The organism is Caballeronia sp. ATUFL_F1_KS39, from assembly GCF_023630985.1.
Classification (GTDB): Bacteria; Pseudomonadota; Gammaproteobacteria; order Burkholderiales; family Burkholderiaceae; genus Caballeronia; species Caballeronia zhejiangensis.
Window position 1 is genome coordinate 120,441 of record NZ_JALQDZ010000041.1, and the last position, 18,526, is coordinate 138,966.

The 18,526-nt window shown below is 62.9% G+C and carries 20 protein-coding genes; 9 read left to right on the forward strand and 11 right to left on the reverse strand.

Features of this window, described 5'->3' with window-relative positions:
• Nucleotides 1–14: 14 nt before the first annotated feature.
• The 7 genes from NCR93_RS21705 (at nucleotide 15) to NCR93_RS21735 (ending at nucleotide 5,294) form a co-directional block, all read left to right on the forward strand.
• On the forward strand, nucleotides 15–551 hold the full coding sequence (locus tag NCR93_RS21705) for a 2,4'-dihydroxyacetophenone dioxygenase family protein (RefSeq protein ID WP_175980992.1): 537 nt from the start codon (nucleotides 15–17) through the stop codon (nucleotides 549–551).
• Nucleotides 548–1,567, forward strand: coding sequence for an NAD(P)H-quinone oxidoreductase (locus NCR93_RS21710; RefSeq protein ID WP_175980994.1), 1,020 nt, complete (start codon nucleotides 548–550; stop codon nucleotides 1,565–1,567). Before NCR93_RS21705 ends, NCR93_RS21710 begins: the two co-directional genes overlap by 4 nt.
• 1 nt (nucleotide 1,568) lies before the next feature.
• Complete coding sequence (locus tag NCR93_RS21715) at nucleotides 1,569–2,330, forward strand: SDR family oxidoreductase (protein ID WP_239294834.1); 762 nt, start codon at nucleotides 1,569–1,571, stop codon at nucleotides 2,328–2,330.
• Complete coding sequence (locus NCR93_RS21720) at nucleotides 2,327–3,430, forward strand: glycerol dehydrogenase (RefSeq protein WP_175980996.1); 1,104 nt, start codon at nucleotides 2,327–2,329, stop codon at nucleotides 3,428–3,430. Before NCR93_RS21715 ends, NCR93_RS21720 begins: the two co-directional genes overlap by 4 nt.
• Nucleotides 3,427–4,443, forward strand: a complete 1,017-nt coding sequence (locus NCR93_RS21725; RefSeq protein ID WP_033536211.1) for a LacI family DNA-binding transcriptional regulator — start codon at nucleotides 3,427–3,429, stop codon at nucleotides 4,441–4,443. Before NCR93_RS21720 ends, NCR93_RS21725 begins: the two co-directional genes overlap by 4 nt.
• A gap of 99 nt (nucleotides 4,444–4,542) precedes the next feature.
• Entirely contained in the window at nucleotides 4,543–5,085 is a 543-nt protein-coding gene (locus NCR93_RS21730; RefSeq protein WP_175980998.1) for a hemerythrin domain-containing protein, read from the forward strand.
• A 29-nt stretch (nucleotides 5,086–5,114) separates the two neighbouring features.
• On the forward strand, nucleotides 5,115–5,294 hold the full coding sequence (locus NCR93_RS21735; RefSeq protein WP_175981000.1) for a hypothetical protein: 180 nt from the start codon (nucleotides 5,115–5,117) through the stop codon (nucleotides 5,292–5,294).
• Between the two features lie 21 nt (nucleotides 5,295–5,315).
• Here NCR93_RS21735 and NCR93_RS21740 read toward each other — a convergent pair whose 3' ends face one another.
• The 4 genes from NCR93_RS21740 to NCR93_RS21755 all read right to left on the reverse strand — a co-directional run bounded on the left by NCR93_RS21740 (nucleotide 5,316) and on the right by NCR93_RS21755 (nucleotide 7,241).
• On the reverse strand, nucleotides 5,316–5,621 hold the full coding sequence (locus NCR93_RS21740) for a hypothetical protein (protein ID WP_175981002.1): 306 nt from the start codon (nucleotides 5,619–5,621) through the stop codon (nucleotides 5,316–5,318).
• Nucleotides 5,618–5,992, reverse strand: coding sequence for a phage holin family protein (locus tag NCR93_RS21745; protein WP_008348214.1), 375 nt, complete (start codon nucleotides 5,990–5,992; stop codon nucleotides 5,618–5,620). Before NCR93_RS21745 ends, NCR93_RS21740 begins: the two co-directional genes overlap by 4 nt.
• An 81-nt stretch (nucleotides 5,993–6,073) precedes the next feature.
• Nucleotides 6,074–6,619, reverse strand: a complete 546-nt coding sequence (locus NCR93_RS21750; RefSeq protein WP_008348216.1) for a low affinity iron permease family protein — start codon at nucleotides 6,617–6,619, stop codon at nucleotides 6,074–6,076.
• Nucleotides 6,620–6,800: 181 nt separating this feature from the next.
• Nucleotides 6,801–7,241: a DUF3597 domain-containing protein gene (locus NCR93_RS21755; RefSeq protein ID WP_034470889.1), complete on the reverse strand. Its 441-nt coding sequence runs from the start codon at nucleotides 7,239–7,241 to the stop codon at nucleotides 6,801–6,803.
• A 174-nt stretch (nucleotides 7,242–7,415) separates the two neighbouring features.
• Here NCR93_RS21755 and NCR93_RS21760 point away from each other — a divergent pair, with 174 nt between their 5' ends.
• Nucleotides 7,416–8,000: a hemerythrin domain-containing protein gene (locus NCR93_RS21760; protein ID WP_033536212.1), complete on the forward strand. Its 585-nt coding sequence runs from the start codon at nucleotides 7,416–7,418 to the stop codon at nucleotides 7,998–8,000.
• Between the two features lies 1 nt (nucleotide 8,001).
• On the opposite strand, the gene NCR93_RS21765 is transcribed toward NCR93_RS21760, so the two are convergent.
• The 4 genes from NCR93_RS21765 to NCR93_RS21780 form a co-directional block, all read right to left on the reverse strand.
• Complete coding sequence (locus tag NCR93_RS21765) at nucleotides 8,002–10,320, reverse strand: FdhF/YdeP family oxidoreductase (RefSeq protein WP_175981004.1); 2,319 nt, start codon at nucleotides 10,318–10,320, stop codon at nucleotides 8,002–8,004.
• Nucleotides 10,321–10,427: 107 nt separating this feature from the next.
• Complete coding sequence (locus NCR93_RS21770; RefSeq protein ID WP_175981006.1) at nucleotides 10,428–11,660, reverse strand: phosphatidylserine decarboxylase family protein; 1,233 nt, start codon at nucleotides 11,658–11,660, stop codon at nucleotides 10,428–10,430.
• 55 nt (nucleotides 11,661–11,715) lie between these two features.
• Nucleotides 11,716–13,032 carry an MFS transporter gene (locus NCR93_RS21775; protein ID WP_175981008.1) on the reverse strand — a complete coding sequence of 439 codons (1,317 nt, stop codon included), beginning with the start codon at nucleotides 13,030–13,032 and terminating at the stop codon, nucleotides 11,716–11,718.
• Nucleotides 13,033–13,073: 41 nt separating this feature from the next.
• Complete coding sequence (locus tag NCR93_RS21780; protein ID WP_175981009.1) at nucleotides 13,074–14,348, reverse strand: glucarate dehydratase family protein; 1,275 nt, start codon at nucleotides 14,346–14,348, stop codon at nucleotides 13,074–13,076.
• A 155-nt stretch (nucleotides 14,349–14,503) separates the two neighbouring features.
• Between NCR93_RS21780 and NCR93_RS21785 the strand changes: the two genes are divergently transcribed.
• A complete protein-coding gene (locus tag NCR93_RS21785; protein ID WP_033536277.1) occupies nucleotides 14,504–15,199 on the forward strand; it encodes a GntR family transcriptional regulator in 696 nt (231 codons plus the stop codon).
• Between the two features lie 3 nt (nucleotides 15,200–15,202).
• Here the strand turns inward: NCR93_RS21785 and NCR93_RS21790 are convergent, their stop codons facing one another.
• From NCR93_RS21790 to NCR93_RS21800, 3 genes are all read right to left on the reverse strand, one after another.
• Nucleotides 15,203–16,459, reverse strand: coding sequence for an aromatic ring-hydroxylating oxygenase subunit alpha (locus NCR93_RS21790; protein ID WP_008348234.1), 1,257 nt, complete (start codon nucleotides 16,457–16,459; stop codon nucleotides 15,203–15,205).
• 117 nt (nucleotides 16,460–16,576) lie between these two features.
• On the reverse strand, nucleotides 16,577–17,503 hold the full coding sequence (locus NCR93_RS21795) for a LysR substrate-binding domain-containing protein (RefSeq protein ID WP_175981011.1): 927 nt from the start codon (nucleotides 17,501–17,503) through the stop codon (nucleotides 16,577–16,579).
• Nucleotides 17,504–17,510: 7 nt separating this feature from the next.
• Entirely contained in the window at nucleotides 17,511–18,512 is a 1,002-nt protein-coding gene (locus NCR93_RS21800) for a LysR family transcriptional regulator (protein ID WP_008348237.1), read from the reverse strand.
• Between the last annotated feature and the right edge of the window lie 14 nt (nucleotides 18,513–18,526).

An 18,526-nucleotide genomic window follows, 5' to 3' on the forward strand; every position in this document is an offset into this window, starting at 1 on the left:
GGAGATAAAAACTCATGCAAACCGAAGTGAAACCCGACGAACAAGTCATCGCCTATCAGTTGCCGCAAGTGCCGTACATGTCGAAGGATCTCGTGCACGGCGGCGTCATGACCGACTGGCTCGAAGACGACAACCTGTGGGTGCCCGCGACCGAAACCGTGTCGTTCAAGCCGCTCATTCTCAACGCGAGCCAGGGCTATTACGTGAATCTGCTGCGCGTGCGCCGCAGCGGCGTGATCTCGCGGCATCGTCATAGCGGCGCCGTTCATGCGATGGTGCTCAAGGGCCGCTGGTACTACCTCGAACACGACTGGGTCGCGGAGCAAGGCGGCTATGCGTTCGAGCCCGCGGGCGAAACGCACACGCTCTTCGTGCCCGAAGACGTGCCCGAGATGATTACCTGGTTCCATGTCACGGGCGGCTATACCTATGTCGATCCGCAAGGCGTCGCGCAGGGTTACGAAGACGTCTTCACGAAGATCGAGGCGGCGCGCCGGCACTATACGTCGATCGGTCTGCCCGCCGATTACATCGAATCCATCATCCGATGAACGCCATGACATCCACTCTTCCCGCATCGATGCAATACGTCGATCACGGCGCGGGCGGCGCGCCCGACTGCATGCGGCTCGCGCAGGGACCGCTGCCCTCGCCCGGCCCGAACGACGTGCTGATCGAAGTCGCCTACGCAGGCGTGAACCGACCCGACGTGCTGCAACGCTCGGGTTCGTATCCGCCGCCGCCGGGCGCATCGCCGCATCTGGGACTCGAGGTGTCGGGGCGCATCGTCGCGACGGGCGCGGAGGTCACGCAATGGCGCGCCGGCGATGAAGTCTGCGCGCTCGTGCCCGGCGGCGGCTACGCGCAATACTGCATCACGGATGCATCGCATTGTCTGCCGCTGCCGAAAGGTTTCACGCTGCTGCAGGCCGCGGCCTTGCCCGAAACGTACTTCACCGTCTGGACCAACGTGTTCGAGCGCGGCCGCCTGCAGGCGGGCGAAACGTTTCTCGTGCACGGCGGATCGAGCGGCATCGGACTGACGGCGATCCAGCTCGCGCACGCATTCGGCGCGCGCGTCGTCACGACCGTCGGCAATGCGGAAAAAGCGCAGGCCTGTCGCGAAGCGGGCGCGGATCATACGATCAACTACCGCGACGAAGATTTCGTCGATGCCATCGCGAAGCTCACCGATGGAAAAGGCGTCGACATCATCCTCGACATGGTCGGCGGCGATTACATCGCGCGCAATATCCGCGCGCTCGCGCTCGAAGGCCGGCTCGTGCAGATCGCGTTTCTCGAAGGCAGCCGCATCGAACTGGATGCCATGCCGATCATGCTGCGCCGTCTCACCTTTACCGGATCGACTCTGCGCGCGCGCAGCATCGAACAGAAAGCGGCGATCGCGAAAGCGCTGCACGCGCACGTCTGGCCGCTGCTCGAAGCGGGCCGCGCGCTGCCCGTGATTCATCGCGTGCTGCCGCTCGCCGACGTCGCGGCCGCGCACGCGCTGATGGAATCGAGCAGGCATATCGGCAAAATCATGCTAAAAGTGGGAGACCAATAACGTGCGGCACGACAAGCGTGTGGTCCTGGTGACGGGTGGCAGCGGCGGCATCGGCGAGGCGCTCGTCGAGCGCTATGCGCGCGATGGCGCGGCCGTCGGCATCGTCGATGTCAACGAAGAAACAGGCGCGGCGCTCGCAAGACGTCTCGCCGATGCGGGCCTGCGCGTGCATTTCGCCCATGCCGACGTCGGCGATTTCGCCGCGTGCGAAGCCGCGTGCCGTGCGATCGAGGCCGCGCTCGGTCCGGTCGATACGCTCGTCAACAACGCGGGCATTTCGCCGAAACACGCGGGCAAGCCGATGCCCGTCTGGCAGATGTCGCCCGACGAATGGCGCCGCGTGATGGACGTGAACGTGAACAGCGTCTTCAACTTCTGCCGCATTCTTGCGCCGGGCATGGTGGAGCGGCGCTTCGGACGCATCGTGTCGATGTCGTCGGTGGCGGGCAAGGCGTACCTCGACATCGTCGCCGCGCATTACAGCACGACGAAAGCCGCGCTGATCGGCATGACGCGGCATCTCGCGGGGGAGCTCGGGCCGCACGGCATCACGGTGAACGCGATCGCGCCGGGGCGCATCGATACGCCGCTCGTTCGCGGCGTCGCGCGGGAGGCCAACGAAAAGGTCGCGCAAGAAACGCCGTTGCGGCGGCTCGGCGCGCCCGACGAAGTGGCATCGACGTGCCTGTTCCTCACATCCGATGAAGCCGCGTTCGTCACCGGCCAGGTGATCGACGTGGCCGGCGGATGGCTGATGACATGACGACGCACGCGCCGTTGAGAACCATCGGCTTTCCGGGGCGATACACGCAAGGTCCGGGCGCGTTGTCCGCGCTCGGATCGACGCTCGCGGAACTCGGCGCGCGACGCGCGTTCGTGCTCGTCGATGGCGCGGTCATCGATCGCGTGTCGGCGCAAGTCACGCGATCGATCGAAGACGCGCACATCGTCACGTTTCCCGGCGAATGCACGGCCGCGGTCATCGCGAAGCTGAGCGACGATGCGCGCGAACTCAACGCGGATGCCGTCGTGGCCATCGGCGGCGGCAAGACGATCGACTCGGCGAAAGGCGTCGCCCGGGCGCTGAACGTGCCGATCGTGATCGCGCCGTCCGCCGCTTCGAGCGATGCGCCGACGAGCCGCCTCATCATCCTGTACGACGACGCGCATCGCGTCGCGGGCATCGACATGTTGCCGCGCAATCCGGACGCGGTGATCGTCGATACCGCGCTGATCGCCGCCGCGCCCGCGCGTCTCTTCGCGGCCGGCATCGGCGATGCGCTCAGCAAGAAGTACGAAGCCGCGCAATGCCAACGCGCCGATGGCCTGAACTCGTACGGCACGCCGCCGCTGCCGGGCGCGCTGCTGCTCACGCGCGCGACGCTCTCGATCCTGCTCGAAGACGGCGCGCGCGCCTACGCCGACATCCGGCGCGGCGAACTCACCGATGCCGTCGAACGCGTGATCGAAGCGACCGTGCTGTTGAGCGGCGTCGGCTTCGAGAGCGGCGGCCTGTCGCTCGCGCATGCGCTGATCCGCGGACTCACGGCGATTCCCGCGATGGCCTCGATGATGCACGGCGAACTGGTCGCCTTCGGCACGCTTGTACAATTGTTCGTCGAAGATACATCGCCCGAAGAGATCGAACCGTTGGCCACGCTCATGACCGCAACCGGATTGCCGCTCACGCTCGCACAACTGGGGCAGCACGCCCCGCTTACATCGGCACAGCAAACGCTCATCGCAAACGCCACGCTCGCCACGCGCTATAGCCGGCACATGTCGCCGCCGCTGACGGCTGCGCGGCTGATCGAAGGCATCGCCCGCGCCGATGCCTATGGACGCGCGCGCAGCCCATCATGAAACCCACGCGCGCTACGCTCGCGGATGTCGCGCGGCTGGCGGGCGTCTCGCTCGGCAGCGCGTCACGCGCCTTGTCCGTGCCGGATCAGGTCAAGCCGCAAACGCTCGCCAATGTGCAGCGCGCGGTCGAACAGCTCGGCTACGTGCGCAACGGCGCGGCGCAGGCGCTTGCCTCGCGCAAGACGCGCACGGTCGCGGCCATCTATCCCACGCTCAACAATCCCATTTACGCCGATTCGATTCAGGCGCTTCAGCAGACGCTTTGGGGTTATGGGTATCAGTTGCTGATCGCGAGTCACGAATACAAACCGGCGCGCGAACTCGAATTGCTCCGTGCGATTCTGGAACGCGGCGTCGACGGGCTCGTGCTCGTCGGCACCGATCATCCGCCTGAAGTTTTCGAACTCACGCGCCTGTACGCGTTGCCTTATGTTCTGACGTGGTCGGTGGATGAAACGCAGTATCCGCATTGCGTGGGCTTTTCCAATTTCGACGCGGCTTACCGGCTGGCGAAACGCATCGTCGGATTCGGGCATCGGCATGTCGCGATGTGCGGCGGCTCGACCTTCGGCAACGAACGCGTGCGCGCACGGCAGGCCGGCACGCGCGCCGCGCTCAGGGAAGCGGGATTGGATCTGAGACCCGAATGGATCGTCGAAGCGCCGTTCACCTTTGAAGGCGGCAGGCAGGCGCTGCGCGAACTGTGGGACGGCGAAGCGCGGCCCAGCGTGGTCATATGCGGCACGGATCTACAGGCAATCGGTCTGCTGGACGAATGCCGCGCGAAGGGCATTCGGGTTCCCGACGATCTTTCGGTAACGGGCTTCGACGATATCGAACAGGCGCGGCTCACCCAGCCGCCGCTCACGACGGTACGCGTTCCGTCGCTGGAGATCGGCACGCGCGCCGCGCGGCATCTCATGGCGCTGATCGACGGCAAGGACGGCGACAACGAGCTCGTGCTCGATGCGCCCGTCGTGGAACGCGGCACGCTGGCCAAACCCGCGGCCTGAACGCATCGTTCCGATTTTTGGTTTCATCGCCCGCGATGCGTCGTAGGCCCGCTCTTTGCTCGTCATCGTGACACCCCACATTCCGAAAAGGAGTTCACGATGCCGCGCCAACCCTCCACCCAGCCGACGACCACCGCCCCGTCCGGCGCCGCCCGCAGCCAGGACGCGATTCAGGTGCTGACCGACGATCATCGCGCCGTGCAAAAGCTGTTCGACGCGTTCGAGAAAGCGGAGAAAGACGATCTCGACGCGAAAGCCACGCTCGTGCGCCGCGCCTGCGAAGAACTGACGGTTCACGCGATGATCGAAGAAGAGTTGTTGTACCCGGCCGCGCAGGAAGCGCTGGACGAAGACGACCGGCCCGATGTCGAAGAGGCTTACGTCGAGCACTATCTCGTCAAGGTGCTGATCGAGAAGTTCACGCAGCTGAAGCCGTCCGACAAGGGTTTCGACGCCACGTTCAAGGTGCTGTCCGAAATGGTGAATCACCATATCGAAGAAGAAGAATCGGAACTGTTTCCGAAATTGCGCAAGTCCGGAGCCGATCTGGAGGCGCTCGGCAGCAAGCTGATGCAGCGCAAGGAACAGCTCGAAGCGAAAATCCCGAAGGACGCAGGCGATAACACGATGCGCCTGCATTGACGCTCTTGAGCGCGCACCGGAGCCGAATCATGAAAAACCCCTGGGCGAAGAAGAACCCTTTCCTCAGCATGTGGCTTTCCGGTGCGAACGCGGTCATCGGGGCGACGCGCGGCCGCGCGACTACGCAAGCGAAACGGCAAGCGTCGACTCTTTTGACGGCCGCGCTCACGCCGCCGCGCAAGCCGAAGAAGCGGCGCGCGCGGCGTTGAACACGATCCATCCGCGAACGATCATTCGCGCAGCGCGTTGAGCAGATCGCCGAACGCCCGGTGAGTCGACGCGCTCAATCCCGCGCCGACCGCCGTCTGCACCGTGCGACGCAAGCCGAGAATCGCGACACCCACCAGCGCGAGCGCGACGAGTTCCGCATTGGGCGTGCGCAGAAACCATGGCGCGGGACGGGCACTCGCCGGCAGTGCGCGGCGCGGCGCACGCGCGATTCGCATCGGTTCGTCGGCCATATGCGCGGCGATCAGCTCCGCGCGCGATTCCGCCATGCGCGCGAGCACGACGCTCTGAGCTTCGGCGTGCTTCATTGCGTCGCCTCCTTGATGGCATCGACGTCGCGGCGCAACTCGCTGCGCAGCAACTGGAACGGCTCGGCCGGCTTGCGCGACATCATCACGATGACCGCGATCACCGCGACCGCGAGCCACGCAGCCGCGACGCACCACGCCGTCAGCACGAGATGCGGCGTGCCGACAGCCGTCACGATCACCGCGATCGATACGAACGACAGCGTGAACAGCGCGCCGATCGCGAGCGCGACGAGTGCGACGACTTCATGCAGCACGCGCTTCTTGGTTTCAGCGAGTTCGATCGGGATCAACTCGCCGTAGTCGACGAGGCGTCTCGTGCAGAAATGGCCGACCCTGCGCCAGTTGGCGATTTTTCTCTGAATTGTCATCGTTACTTCTCCGGCGAGTTTTTGTCGAAACGGAGTGTTACGGATGACCAACAGCAGTGTGCATGCCAGCGCAACGCAACTTCATCGTGTCCGCTTGGCCGCGGTCTTGGCGTGAGCGCGCGCGAGACGCCGCGCGATGTCGGCGGCCGCGCCGTCGTCGGTCCGCGCCGGAGCTTCGCCGCCCTGCTTTTCCGATGCGAGTTGCAAATAAGCGGCGGCCAGCTTGCGCAGTTCTTCCTCCGTTGCATCTTCGATACCGATCAGCTGATTGCTCGCCGTGCGATGCGACGCGAGCAACTCGTTGAGCTTCAGATGCATCGCCACGCTGTCCTTGTTCGCGCTCTGCTGAATCAGGAACACCATCAGAAACGTGATGATGGTCGTGCCCGTGTTGATGACGAGTTGCCACCCGTCCGAAAACTTGAATAGCGGTCCGGATATCAGCCAGACCACGATGCAAATGACCGCCAGCCCGAAGGCGACCGGCGAGCCGGCCCATCGCGTGACTGCGCTTGCGAAAGCATCGAACGCGCGAGTGACGGGATGTGCGTTCGCATAGGCCGGGCTGGACGTGTTGGGCACCGTGTCCAGCGGCGCCGCGTCGGAAATCTGGTCTCTGTCGTTCATGTTTCTCCCCTGCATACTGCAAAAGAAAGGTTCGAGCTACCGTGCCTTTCGATGGACGCGTCGTGCCTTCCCGGAAATGCGTCGTCCGTATCGTTTTTTTCTTGTTGTTTCGACCGTCTGGCGGACGACGCACGCTTCGACCTGCCATCGCGCGCGTCTTCCGTCTGATGAAAAGCGTCGCTTACTTGAGTTCGTCGGGCACCTTGCCGCCGTTTTCCGCGAGCTTCTGCATGACCTGTTTATGAAGCCAGATATTCATTGCAGCGGAATCTTCCGTGTTGCCCGAGTAGTGCAGTTCCGCAGCCAGTTCCTTGCGCGCGGACAGGCTGCTGTCCAGACCGAGCAGCTTCATCAGATCGACGATCGACGTGCGCCAGTTGAGCTGCTCGCCGTGATTCGCCTGCATCTTCGTCAGCACGGCCTCGACGTCCACTTCCTGCATCGGCGCGGCGGCTTGTGCGGCCGGTTGTGCGGGCGTGGACGCGGCGGTGGACGTCGTCGGCGCGGCCGCAGCGCCTCCGGCCGGCGCTGCCGCCTGACCCGCAGCCGTGCCCGTGCCGGTGCTCGCCGGTGCGCTGTCGTGGTGGAAGATCTTGTTCAGGATATTGGAAAAAATACTCATGGCCCCTCCTTCAGAAGTGAGTTCACGAACGATGCAAGTCCCGTGCCGCTACCGCCGCGCATGCGATGCGGAATAACGCTTGCTGATCGCATGTCGTGCCGGAGCGAGCACGATAACGCGTCTTTCCCCACCACCACAGCAGAGCTGCAAAGCCGCCAAGGAGTCACCGTGGATATGCCTTCCTGTTCCCCTTCCATCACGACGATGATCCGCATGGATCACACGCATGTCATGGCGGCGTTTCATCGCTATCACGCGGAGACATCGTGGTGGAGAAAGCGCGCGATCGTCGAGCTTGCGTGTACTGCACTTGAAATTCACGCGCAACTGGAGGAAGAAATCTTTTATCCCGCGTTGAGCGAGGCAATGGCAGGCGACGAGCGTCTCGCCAAAAGCAAGCCCGAGCACGACCAGATGCGCGAAGACATCGCGAAGCTGCGCGCGATGGGTCCGCAGGACGCCGCCTACGACGCGCGTTTCATGCAGCTCATGCGTGAAGTGATGCATCACGTCGCCGATGAGGAAACCGTCTTGCTGCCCACTGCCGAACGCGCGCTCGCTTCACAGTTGTCGGAACTTGGTGCGCGCATGACAAAGCGCCGCATGCAACTCGTCGCACAGAGTCGTCCGTCTGCGATTGCGGCGAATACGTTCGGAACGTTTCCGCTCGCATCGCTCGCCGTGATGTCCCTTGGCGCGCTTGCGATCGCGCATTGCTTGCGGCCCGCTTCCGCGCGCCGCATCCGTCGATCTGCATGATTCAGTGTTCGCGCGGCGCGCCGTTGACTTCGACGATGAACACCGGAATCGACTTCGCGCCGGGCACCTTGCTCTCCTTCGCGCAATGCCATAGCGGGAGCAACGGATTGCACTCGGGGTAATAACCCGCGATGCATCCTTCCGGTATGTCATACGGATGTATGCGCAGGCCCGCCACACGCCGATCGAAACCATCATCGGCAATGGTGCGCAGCGTGATGCGGTCATCTTTCTTGAGGCCGTGTCGCGCCATGTCGGCTTCGCACATGAAGATCACCATGCGATCGCCCTTGACGCCGCGAAAGCGATCGTCGTGGCTATAGATCGTCGTGTTGAACTGACTGTCGCTGCGCAGCGTCATGAGGCGCAGCGAATCGGGTTCGCGTTCGGGCATGTCCGGGTCTTCGCCGAGCGTTTCCGGCACGAAGAATTCCGCCTTGCCGCTCTTCGTCTGCCACTTGCGTTCGCGCGCGGGCAGAGCGCGAGGAAAACCGCCGGGCGTCCACATTCTTTCGTTGAAGTCGTGAAAGCTCTCGGGATACGTCTTCGCGATTTCATCGCGTACCAGCGCATAGTCGTTGCGCCAGCGATCCCAGTCGATGGTCGATCGCTCGCCGAGCGTATGCTTCGCCAGTTCCGCGACGATATACGGCTCCGAGCGCGCATCCGGCGACGCGGGCTCCGCGACGCCGCGCGAACCGTGAATGCAGCCGGTGCTGTCTTCCATCGTGACAGCCTGCGCGCCGCTCGCTTGCGTATCGATCTCGATGCGGCTCAGACACGGCAGAATGTACGACTTCTCGCCATGCACGAGATGACTGCGATTGAGCTTTGTCGCGACATTGACGGTGAGCTTCAGACCGCGCCACGCCGGTTCGATGCGCATGCGGTCGGGCACCGAACGCACGAGGTTGCCGCCAAGATTGATGACCGCGCTGACCTTGCCATCGAGCATGGCTTCGAACGCTTCGACGATATTCATGCCCTTCTCGCGCGGCGGCTCGAAACCGAACTGGCTCGCGAGCTTGTCGAGCGGCGCGAGCTCCGGCTTCTCGGTGATGCCGACAGTGCGCTGCCCCTGCACGTTCGAATGCCCGCGCACCGGCGACGGTCCCGCGCCCGGCTTGCCGACATTGCCGCGCAGAAAGAGCAGATTGCACAGCATGCGTACGTTCTGCACGCCCTGCCTGTGCTGCGTGATGCCCATGCCGTAGTGGGCCATCACTGCGTTCGCGCGCATGTATTCGTCGGCGGCGGCTTCCATGTCAGCGCGCGGCAGTCCCGCCACGCGCTCGATATCGTCCCACGATGCAGCGCGCACGTAATTCGCGAAGGCTTCGAAGCCCACGGTATGCGTTTCGATGAAATCGACATCGAGCACGCGCGGTTCGTTCGCTTCCTTCGCGCGGTCGTCGGCGTGAATGACGGCCTTGCAGATGCCGAGCAACGCAGCGGTATCGCCGCCCGTTTTCAGCTGATGATATTGCGTGCTGATGAGCGTATGCGCGGGCGTCATCATCTCGACGGGCGACTGCGGGTTGGCGAACTTCAGCAGTCCCGGCTCGCGCAGCGGATTGAACGTGATGATCGGCACGCCGCGCTTTCTTGCTTCCTGCAGCTGATGCAGCATGCGCGGGCTGTTGGTCCCGACGTTCTGTCCGAGGAAGAACATGAGGTCGGTCTTCTCGAAGTCCTCGAGCCTGACGGTGCCGACGCCCACGCCGATCGCTTCCTTCAGTCCGACGCTCGTGCTTTCATGGCACATGTTCGAACTGTCGGGCAGATTGTTGGTGCCGTACATGCGCGCGAAAAGCTGATACATGTACGACGTTTCCAGCGATGCTCTGCCCGATGCATAGAACACGACGCTTTTCGGATCGAGCGCGCGCAGTTCGCGGCCGATGTCCTCGAAGGCTTCCTGCCACGAGACGCTCACGTACTTGTCGGTGGCCGCGTCGTAACGCAGCGGCGCGGTGAGACGTCCCGCGTCCTCGAGATCGTGGTCATGCCACGCGCATAGCTGCGTCACCGTATGAAGCTCGAAGAACTGCGGCGTCATGCGCTTCGCCGTCAGATCCCATGCGGTTGCTTTCGCGCCGCTTTCACAGAACTCGAAGGTGTGCGGATCGGCGGGCTTGGCCCACGAACAGCTCACGCACGCGAAGCCTTCGGGCTTGTTCTGCTTCATGAGCACGGTGCTCGCCTTGAGCGGCACCTTCTCGTGAACGAGCGCGCCGGTGACGGCTTTGAGCGAACCCCAACCGCCCGACGAATAGGGATAAGCGTCGTTCTTGCGAACGGCATTGTCTGATTCGGCCATGTCTTTGCCTCGCGCGTTGTGCGTTTATCTGCATGTATTTGCCTGATGCGCGAGCAATTGCCGTTCCTTTCTGATTGCTTAAGCGAACGCAGTTCCCTGGCCGCAATTCAGCGCGCCGTGCAAAGATGCGCGTTGACCTGCACGGGCGGCGCATCGTCATCGAATGGCTTCTGGCGCTCGAAGCTTTCGATCACGCCGGGCCTGAAGACGAGGCAATATGTGGAACCTCCGTATTGGAAGTAGCCGAGCTCTTCGCCCTTGCGCACGCGCTGGCCCGGCAACGCCTCGATCATGCATGACGACACTTCCGCCATGCCGACGAACACGCACGCAACCTCGCCGATGTCCGGATCGTCGCAATCGATGACGATGACCGCGCGCGCCGCGACCGCAGTGATATAGCCTTGCGAATCGTTGAGGCTGCCGGGATCTTCGCCTTCCGAGTCGGCATCCGAGAAGTAGGTGCCGTCGACGAGATATGCCTTCACGATCGTGCCGCTCACCGGCGCATGCCAGCGATGATAGAAAAACGCGCTTAGAAAGGCCTGATACACCGTGCCACCGACGAATCGCTTCGCGAGTTCCGCTTCTTTCGCCGTGAACATGTCCATCAGCGAATAAGGCTGCGACTTGATCCAGAACGAGTCTTCCAGTTGCACATCGTCCTGGACGTTATAGGGCGAAGCCTCGCACGCACTGACGATGATCTTGGCGTTATCCGGCTCTGCAACAGGCCGCGCGCCAGGCTTGAATTCGCGCGTGAAGAAATGATTCCACGACGCGAAGCCCCAATACGGCTTATGCGGATCGCAGAGAAACTGGTGCAGTCCGATCTTGCTATCGGCCTCTTTGCTGAACCAGCCATCGGGCGCGTCGGTGTTCAGATGCGTGCGCGAATACGGTCCGCTGAGAAAGCCGGACCACACGTTCAGCACGCGCTTCAGATGCGCGTTGAATGCGGGATCGCGAAAGAGCGCATAGCCCGACGGCATGACCATCGGCCAGTCGAGCAATGCGTTGATGGGGCAATGGATCAGGCTCGATTCGCTGAACGGCGGCGCGTACGTCAGCATCGCATCGAGCAATACGATGAATTCGTCGATGCTCGCATAACCGAGCTTGAATCCGGCTTCATGCGCCTGACGGATCGCGCGCGTGAAGTCCATGCGCACGACCGGATCGTCGTGGATGAAAGCCGCCATCTCTTCGATGACGCTGTTGCGTTTCGTTCTGCCCGCGCGCTGCCGGGCGTACTCGGCGAATGTCTCGCGAAAGCGCGCGATCGCCTGCTCTTCGCGCGGGAGCCATTCGCCCAGTCTCTGGCGCTGGTTCGTCGCCATTGTCGTCTCCGATCGATGTACCGATCGAAGACGGCCAGCAGTTTGTATGCCTCCCTTACTTCTGCACGCCCGGCCGCAGCGCCGCGACGTCGCGCCCTTCGCGAGGCGTCATGCGAGCGAGGAACACGACGCCCGCAGCGAGAATCGACATCACGGCGAGGCCTGTCAGGCCGCCCTGAATCGAACCCGTCTTTTGCTCGAGAAAGCCGAAGGTGGCCGGCGCGACGAAGCCGCCGAGATTGCCGATCGAATTGATCAGCGCAAGCACGGGCGCGGCGATGCGCGCATCGAGATAGCCTTGCGGAATCGGCCAGAACAGCGACGATGCAGCCTTGAACCCGATAGCGGCAAAGCAGATTGCAACGAACGAGAACACCGGACTGCCCTGGCCCGCTGCGTACATGCCGGCGGCCGCGATGAGCAACACGCACGCGACCCATGCCTGCTGAAACTTGAAGCGCGCCGCGAGCGCCGCGAACAGATACATCGCGACGATGGAAATGAGCCACGGAATCGAGTTGAACAATCCGACCTGAAAATCGTTCAGATGCCCCATCTTGCGGATGATGCTCGGCAACCAGAACGTCGCGCCATAGATCGTCAGCGACACCGAGAAATAGATCAGGCAGAAGATCAGGATCTGCGGATCGCGCATCAGGCTCCACGACGACGGCGTCTTCACATGCGCGGCGTCGCGGCGGCGCTGCTCGTCTTCGATCTCCGTGACGATCGCGTCCTGCTCGGCGCGCGTGAGCCACTTTGCATCGCGCGGCTTCGAATCGAGCCAGAACCAGACGAAGCCGGCGAGCAGGACCGACGCCATGCCTTCGATGATGAACATCCACTGCCAGCCGCGCAGGCCCGCGCCTTCGATCAGCATCAGACCGCCCGAGATCGGGCCGGAGAACACAGAAGCGAGCGCGGAACCGCTCAGGAAGACGGCCATCGCCTTGCCGCGTTCATCGCGCGGCAGCCATTGCGTGAAATAGAACACGACGCCCGGAAAGAAGCCCGCTTCGGCCGCGCCGAGCAAGAGACGCATCGCATAGAACGAGGTCTCGCCCTGCACGAAGGCCATGCCCACGGCCGCGAGTCCCCACGTAATCATGATGCGCGTGAGCCACGCTTTCGCGCCGAAGCGCTGCATCAGCATGTTCGACGGCACTTCGAACACGGCATAGCTCACGAAGAACAGGCCCGCGCCGAGGCCATAAGCGGCCGCGCCGATGCCGAGGTCCGCGCTCAAATGCTGACGCACGAATCCGATGTTCACCCGGTCGATGTAATTGACGATGAACATCACGACGAAAAGCGGCAGCACATGCCACTTGATCTTGCGAACGGCGCTCGACAGCGCGCTGGAACTGCTCATGAGGGTGTCTCCTTGAATGCCTTGTGTTGTTGTTCTATGGCTCAGAAGCGCGGATTCTTGCCCGAGAATTCCGGCTGATATTTGCGCATCTGCGAAAGGTCGTCGCGATTGCGCACGCCGCACGTCTTGTACTGCTCGTGCAATTCGGCGAGCTTCCCGCGATCGAGCTCGACACCGAGACCGGGCGTCGTCGGCACGCGCACCGCGCCGTTATCGAACTTCACGCGGCCGCCCTTGATGACTTCCTCTTCCTGCCACGGGTAATGCGTGTCGCATGCGTAGGTGAGGTTCGGCACACTCGCGGCGACATGCGTCATCGCCATGAGGCTGATGCCGAGGTGCGAGTTCGAATGCATCGACATGCCGAAGCCCCAGAGCTTCGCCATGCGCGCGAGTGTCTGCGTGGCGCGCAGGCCGCCCCAGTAGTGATGATCCGAAAGCAGCACCTTGATCGAGCCCATGTTGCAGCCGCGGCGGAAGTCGTCCATCGTCGTGATGACCATGTTGGTCGCGAGCGGCAGTTTCGTGTGCTTCTGCAGTTCGGCCATGCCTTCGAGGCCGGGGCACGGATCCTCGTAGTATTCGAGAATTTCATCGAGCTGCGGCGCGGCCTCGATGCTGGTTTCGAGCGTCCAGTTCGCGTTCGGATCGAGACGCAGCGGCATGCCCGGGAACGCCTTCGCGAGCGCCTGCATGCACGCAATTTCATGCGCCGGCTCGAACACGCCGCCCTTCAGCTTGATGCTCTGGAAGCCGTAGAGGTCGATCATGCGCTGCGCCTGCGCGACGATCTGCTCCGGGCTGATGCCCTCGCCCCACGCATCGGGCGCATACGGCTTGTCGATGTGCTCGGCGTACTTGAAAAACAGATACGCGCTGTAGGGCACGGCGTCGCGCACCTTGCCGCCGAGCAAGTCCACGACCGGCGCGCCGACGATCTGGCCTTGCAGATCGAGCATCGCCACTTCGAGCGTGCTGATGACCTTGGGCGCGTTTTTCGCGGCGTGCGAGCCGGGCGCGAGTTCGAATTCGACCGCGCCGGGCGTCGCGGTGATCGTCGCGCGCACGCGTTCTTCCATCACATTCAGATCGAAAGGAGACAGGCCGATGACGAGCTCCTTCGCCTGATCGAGCACCCGCAGCATCGGCTCGTCGCCGTAAGTCTCCGAGATGCCGACGCGTCCGTCGCTCGTCTCCAGTTCGACGATCGCGCGCAACGCCCACGGTTCGTGGATGCCCGCGGCGTTGAGCAACGGGCCGTCGCGGAATGCGATCGGCGTGATTCGAATCTGGGTGATGGCGATATCGCGGGTCATGTCGGGCGTTCCGAAAATTAATGGAATGGCCGAATGGTAAAGCACTAATATATTAGTGTGTCAGTCGGGTAAACGCCGACCCGCCAACGGCTTACTCATCGGGCATGGGCGCGGCTATAGTACTAATGTTTCAGTCGCCTTCCTTCCAATCCGAAATGAATAATTCCGCTTCCGTGCATCGCCTGGACCGTTCTCGTCATGCCGCGCCGCAGGTGTTCGAGCGGCTGCGCGACATGATCCTGTCGCTCGAACTGGAACCGGGCACGGTGCTGTCGCGCACCGAACTCGCGACGCGCTACGGCCTGAGCCAGACGCCGGTGCGCGACGCGCTGATGAAGCTCGGCGAAGAAGGACTGGTCGATATTTTTCCGCAGCACGCGACGGTCGTAAGCCAGATCAGCGTGGCATCGGCGATGCAGGCGCACTTTCTGCGTCGCTCGATCGAACTGGAAATCGTGCGCACGCTCGCGCGGGAGCATAAGGCGTCGCTGATCGCGCGGCTGCGCGCGACGATCGCGGAACAGATGGAATGGATGGAGCCGCAGGACGTCGAGCAGTTCTCAGCGCTCGATCAGGCGTTTCATCGGCAGATGTATGAAGCCGCGGGCGTGCCGCAGTTGTGGGATCTCGTGCGCAGACTCAGCGGGCATATCGACCGGTTGCGGCGGCTGCATCTGCCGGTCGAAGGCAAGACGATGGCCGTGGTGCGCGACCACACGGAAATCGTCGATGCCATCGAAAAAGGCGATGCCGATGCCGCCGATGCCGCGTTGCGCAAGCATCTTTCCGGCACGCTCAGTCAGGTCGACGAGATCCGCACGCGCCACCCGACCTTCGTCACGGATCACTGATGTTCAAACGCCGTGCGCGCTCAGGCGCGCCGAATACCAGCGCGAAAACTGCTCCACGTAGCTTTCCGTGAACGGCGAGAACACCGCTGGCCGATACGCCGGATCCTGCGTGCCTTCGTGCGTGATTTCGACGAGATGCTTGTCCTGCGCGTTCGTCGCGACCCACACTTCCGTCAGATCCTGAAGCTGATAATCGACGCCTTCGACGGCATCCGCGTGCACGAGCCATTTCGAACGCACGAGCGTTTTATCCGGCGCGAGCGGGATGATGTACGAAATCACCGCATGATCGCTCATGACGTGCGTCCATGAGTTGTGCGTCCAGAGATGCGTGTCGCCGAGATCGCGGCGCTGCAGATTGCCGAGCAGCTTCTGGCTCGCGACCTTCGTGCTGATCGTCTGCGATTCGCCGTAGCCCGCGATCACGAGTTGTTGCGTCCGGAATTGCGTGACCGCATCTTCGTCCAGCCATTCGACGGTCGCGCTCGTGAAGCCGTCGTTCTCCCAGCTCGCCTGACACGCCGCGTTCCGTTTTTTATAGGCTTCGATTTCGAGCAGCGATTCTTCGCTGAGATTCTCCGGACAGAAACCGAAATCTTCCGGCAAAAACGAGGCAGTGAGTTCCGGATGCGTCGCGGCGCAGTGATAGCACTCGCGATTGTTCTCGATCACGAGCTTCCAGTTGCCGTTTTCGATGATCTCCGATTCGAACGCGATCTTCGTGTTCGTGAGGTCGTAGGGCGCGAAGCGCGGCGCCATCGTGTCTTCGAGCTTCGCGATGTCCGCCGGCGGCTCGTCGGCGAGGCACACGAAAATATGTGTCCCGACGATCCGCGTATGCACCGGCAACAAACTGCGGCACTTCGCGTCGAAATCCTTGCCCATGTGCGCGGCGTGGCGCAGGCTGCCGTCGAGATCGTAAGTCCATTGGTGATACGGGCAGACCAGCATGCCGACGGTCGATTTCCCCGGTTCCTTCAGGCGCGCGCCGCGATGCCGGCAGACGTTCCGATAAGTGCGGATGTTCTCGTCGTCATCCCGAACGATGATGATCGAAGCCCGGCCGATATCGACGGTCGACACATCGCCCGGCTCGGGCACGTCGGCCGTCACGCCGACCAGAATCCAGTGCTTCTGGAAGAAGACCTCGACGTCCGTCTCGAACACGTCCTGCCGTCCGAACAGCTCGCCGGGCAAGCCATGCCCGGGCTCGCGGCTGCGGATCAGTTCGCCATGCGTCTTCATTTGCACTTCGGACATCGTCGCTCTCCAACGTTCAGGGTATCGGGACTTCGAATGGTCCCGCCATATTCCGAGTATTGGATCGCTGAAAAATAGCGTCAATGCGCTTTATTTTCGGTGTCGCATGACTTTGGTTTATGCGAGCGCGCCGTCGCGCAGCCATTCGATCAGACCGCCGATGGCAGGCGTGAAAGCGCGGCGATGCGGCACCACGGCGAAGTACGAATCCGTCGGCCTGAACGATGCCACTTCCAGCCTGACGAGATCCCCGCTCTCGATAAAATCCTGAACGAGCCGGCCCCATCCGAGCGCGACGCCCTGGCCGTAGCGCGCGGCCTGAATCGCATCGGTATAGAGGCTGCAACGCAGCGCGAAGTTCAGGCGCATCGGCCGGCATCCGAGCGCGTGGAACCACTCTTCCCAGCCCATCCAGCCTTCGGTCGTCGAATCCGACTCGACGAGCACCGCGCCAGCCAGTTCGTCGAGCGTCGCGGGCGCGGGCTGCTTTTGGAGCCATGAAGGCGCGCAGACCGGAAACACCTCCTCGTCGAACAGCAAAGTCGCCGTGCCGTCCGGCCACAGCCCGTTGCCGAAGCGCACGGCGACGTCGATTTCCTTGTGCCGCAAGTCGGCCGTGAACATCTGCGTCGACAGCCGCAGCTGCAGGTCGGGCTGCAACGCCTTGAGCGACGCAAGCCGCGGCAGCAGTCGAAAATGCGAAAACGCGGATGTCGCCGCGAGCACGAGTTCCTGCTGAACGGGCCCGCGCGCGAGGCGATCGAACACGCTCGCGATCTTCTGCATCGATTCCGCGACGACGCGATACAGCGCCTCGCCTTCGTCGGTCAGTTCGATCGCGCGATGCAGACGGCGAAATAGCCGCGTGCCGAGCGTCTCCTCGAGAAAGCGCACCTGCCGGCTCACGGCGGCCTGCGTAACGCCCAGTTCATGCGCCGCGAGCGTGAAGCTGCCGAGCCGCGCGACGGCCTCGAACTCCACCAGCGCCGTCACCGACGGAATGAGCCGCCGATAACCCTTCGTTTTTTCGGTTGCCGGTTTCATGCGGCGCTCATAGAACGGCCTTCGATTCGGCGGCGGGCCATCCCTGCATCATCGTGCCGATTTCCTCGTCGAGCCATTGGCGAAACTGAATGTATTCCGGGCGTGCTTTCGCGTTGCGATGCGTGATGATGTAGTGATGACGATCGTGGAACACGAGCGCATCGTCGACGGGACGCACCAGCTTTTTCTGCTCCACCTGACGATGCACGAGGTGATGCCAGCCGAGCAAGGTGCCCTCGCCCGCTTCGGCCTGAGCCACAAGCAGGCGATAGTCGTTGCTTTCGAAATCGTCGTGCTGATCGAGCCGCTCGGAACCGTCGCCTTGCTGATACCAGTTTTTCCACACGCGCCAGTCGACGTGCTCGCACACCTGCGCGCGCCCGAGCAGCGACAGGCTCAGCGTCGGATGCGCGAGCAGATCGAGCGGCTTTAGCGCACGGCCATGAAAATAGCGCTCGAAAAACGGAACGCTACATACCGGATAAACGATGTCGTGAAAAAGCGGCTCGACTTCGTACTCCGCTTCGCGCGGCGGATTCTTCGTGATGATGACATCCGGCTCCATCAGATCGTCGAGCTCCATGAAGTGCTCGGTCACCATCACATGCAGGCGGATGTTCGGAAAACGCTGGCGAAACGCGGGTAATCGGAACGAGAGCCAGAGCGCCGAAAACGTATGAGAGATGCAGAGCGTGAGCGCATGCCGGTCGACGCGCCGCACCGCCTGCGCCGCCTCCGCGATGTTCATGATCGACAGATACGACGCGTTGTAGAGAATGCGGCCGGCATCGGTCAGCGCGATGTGCCTGCCGGTGCGCTCGAAGAGCGCGACCTCCAGCGTGTCCTCCAGCTCCTTGATCTGCCGGCTGACGGCCGCCTGCGTGACGCACAGCACTTCGGCGGCTTGCGTGAAGCTCTCGTAACGCGCCGCGGTGACGAAGCACCGAAGCGCGCGCAGCGACGGCATCTGGGCGAGAAGCCTGTCCGCGAACTGCTGTTTCTTCTGCATGTGACTCACCTTCG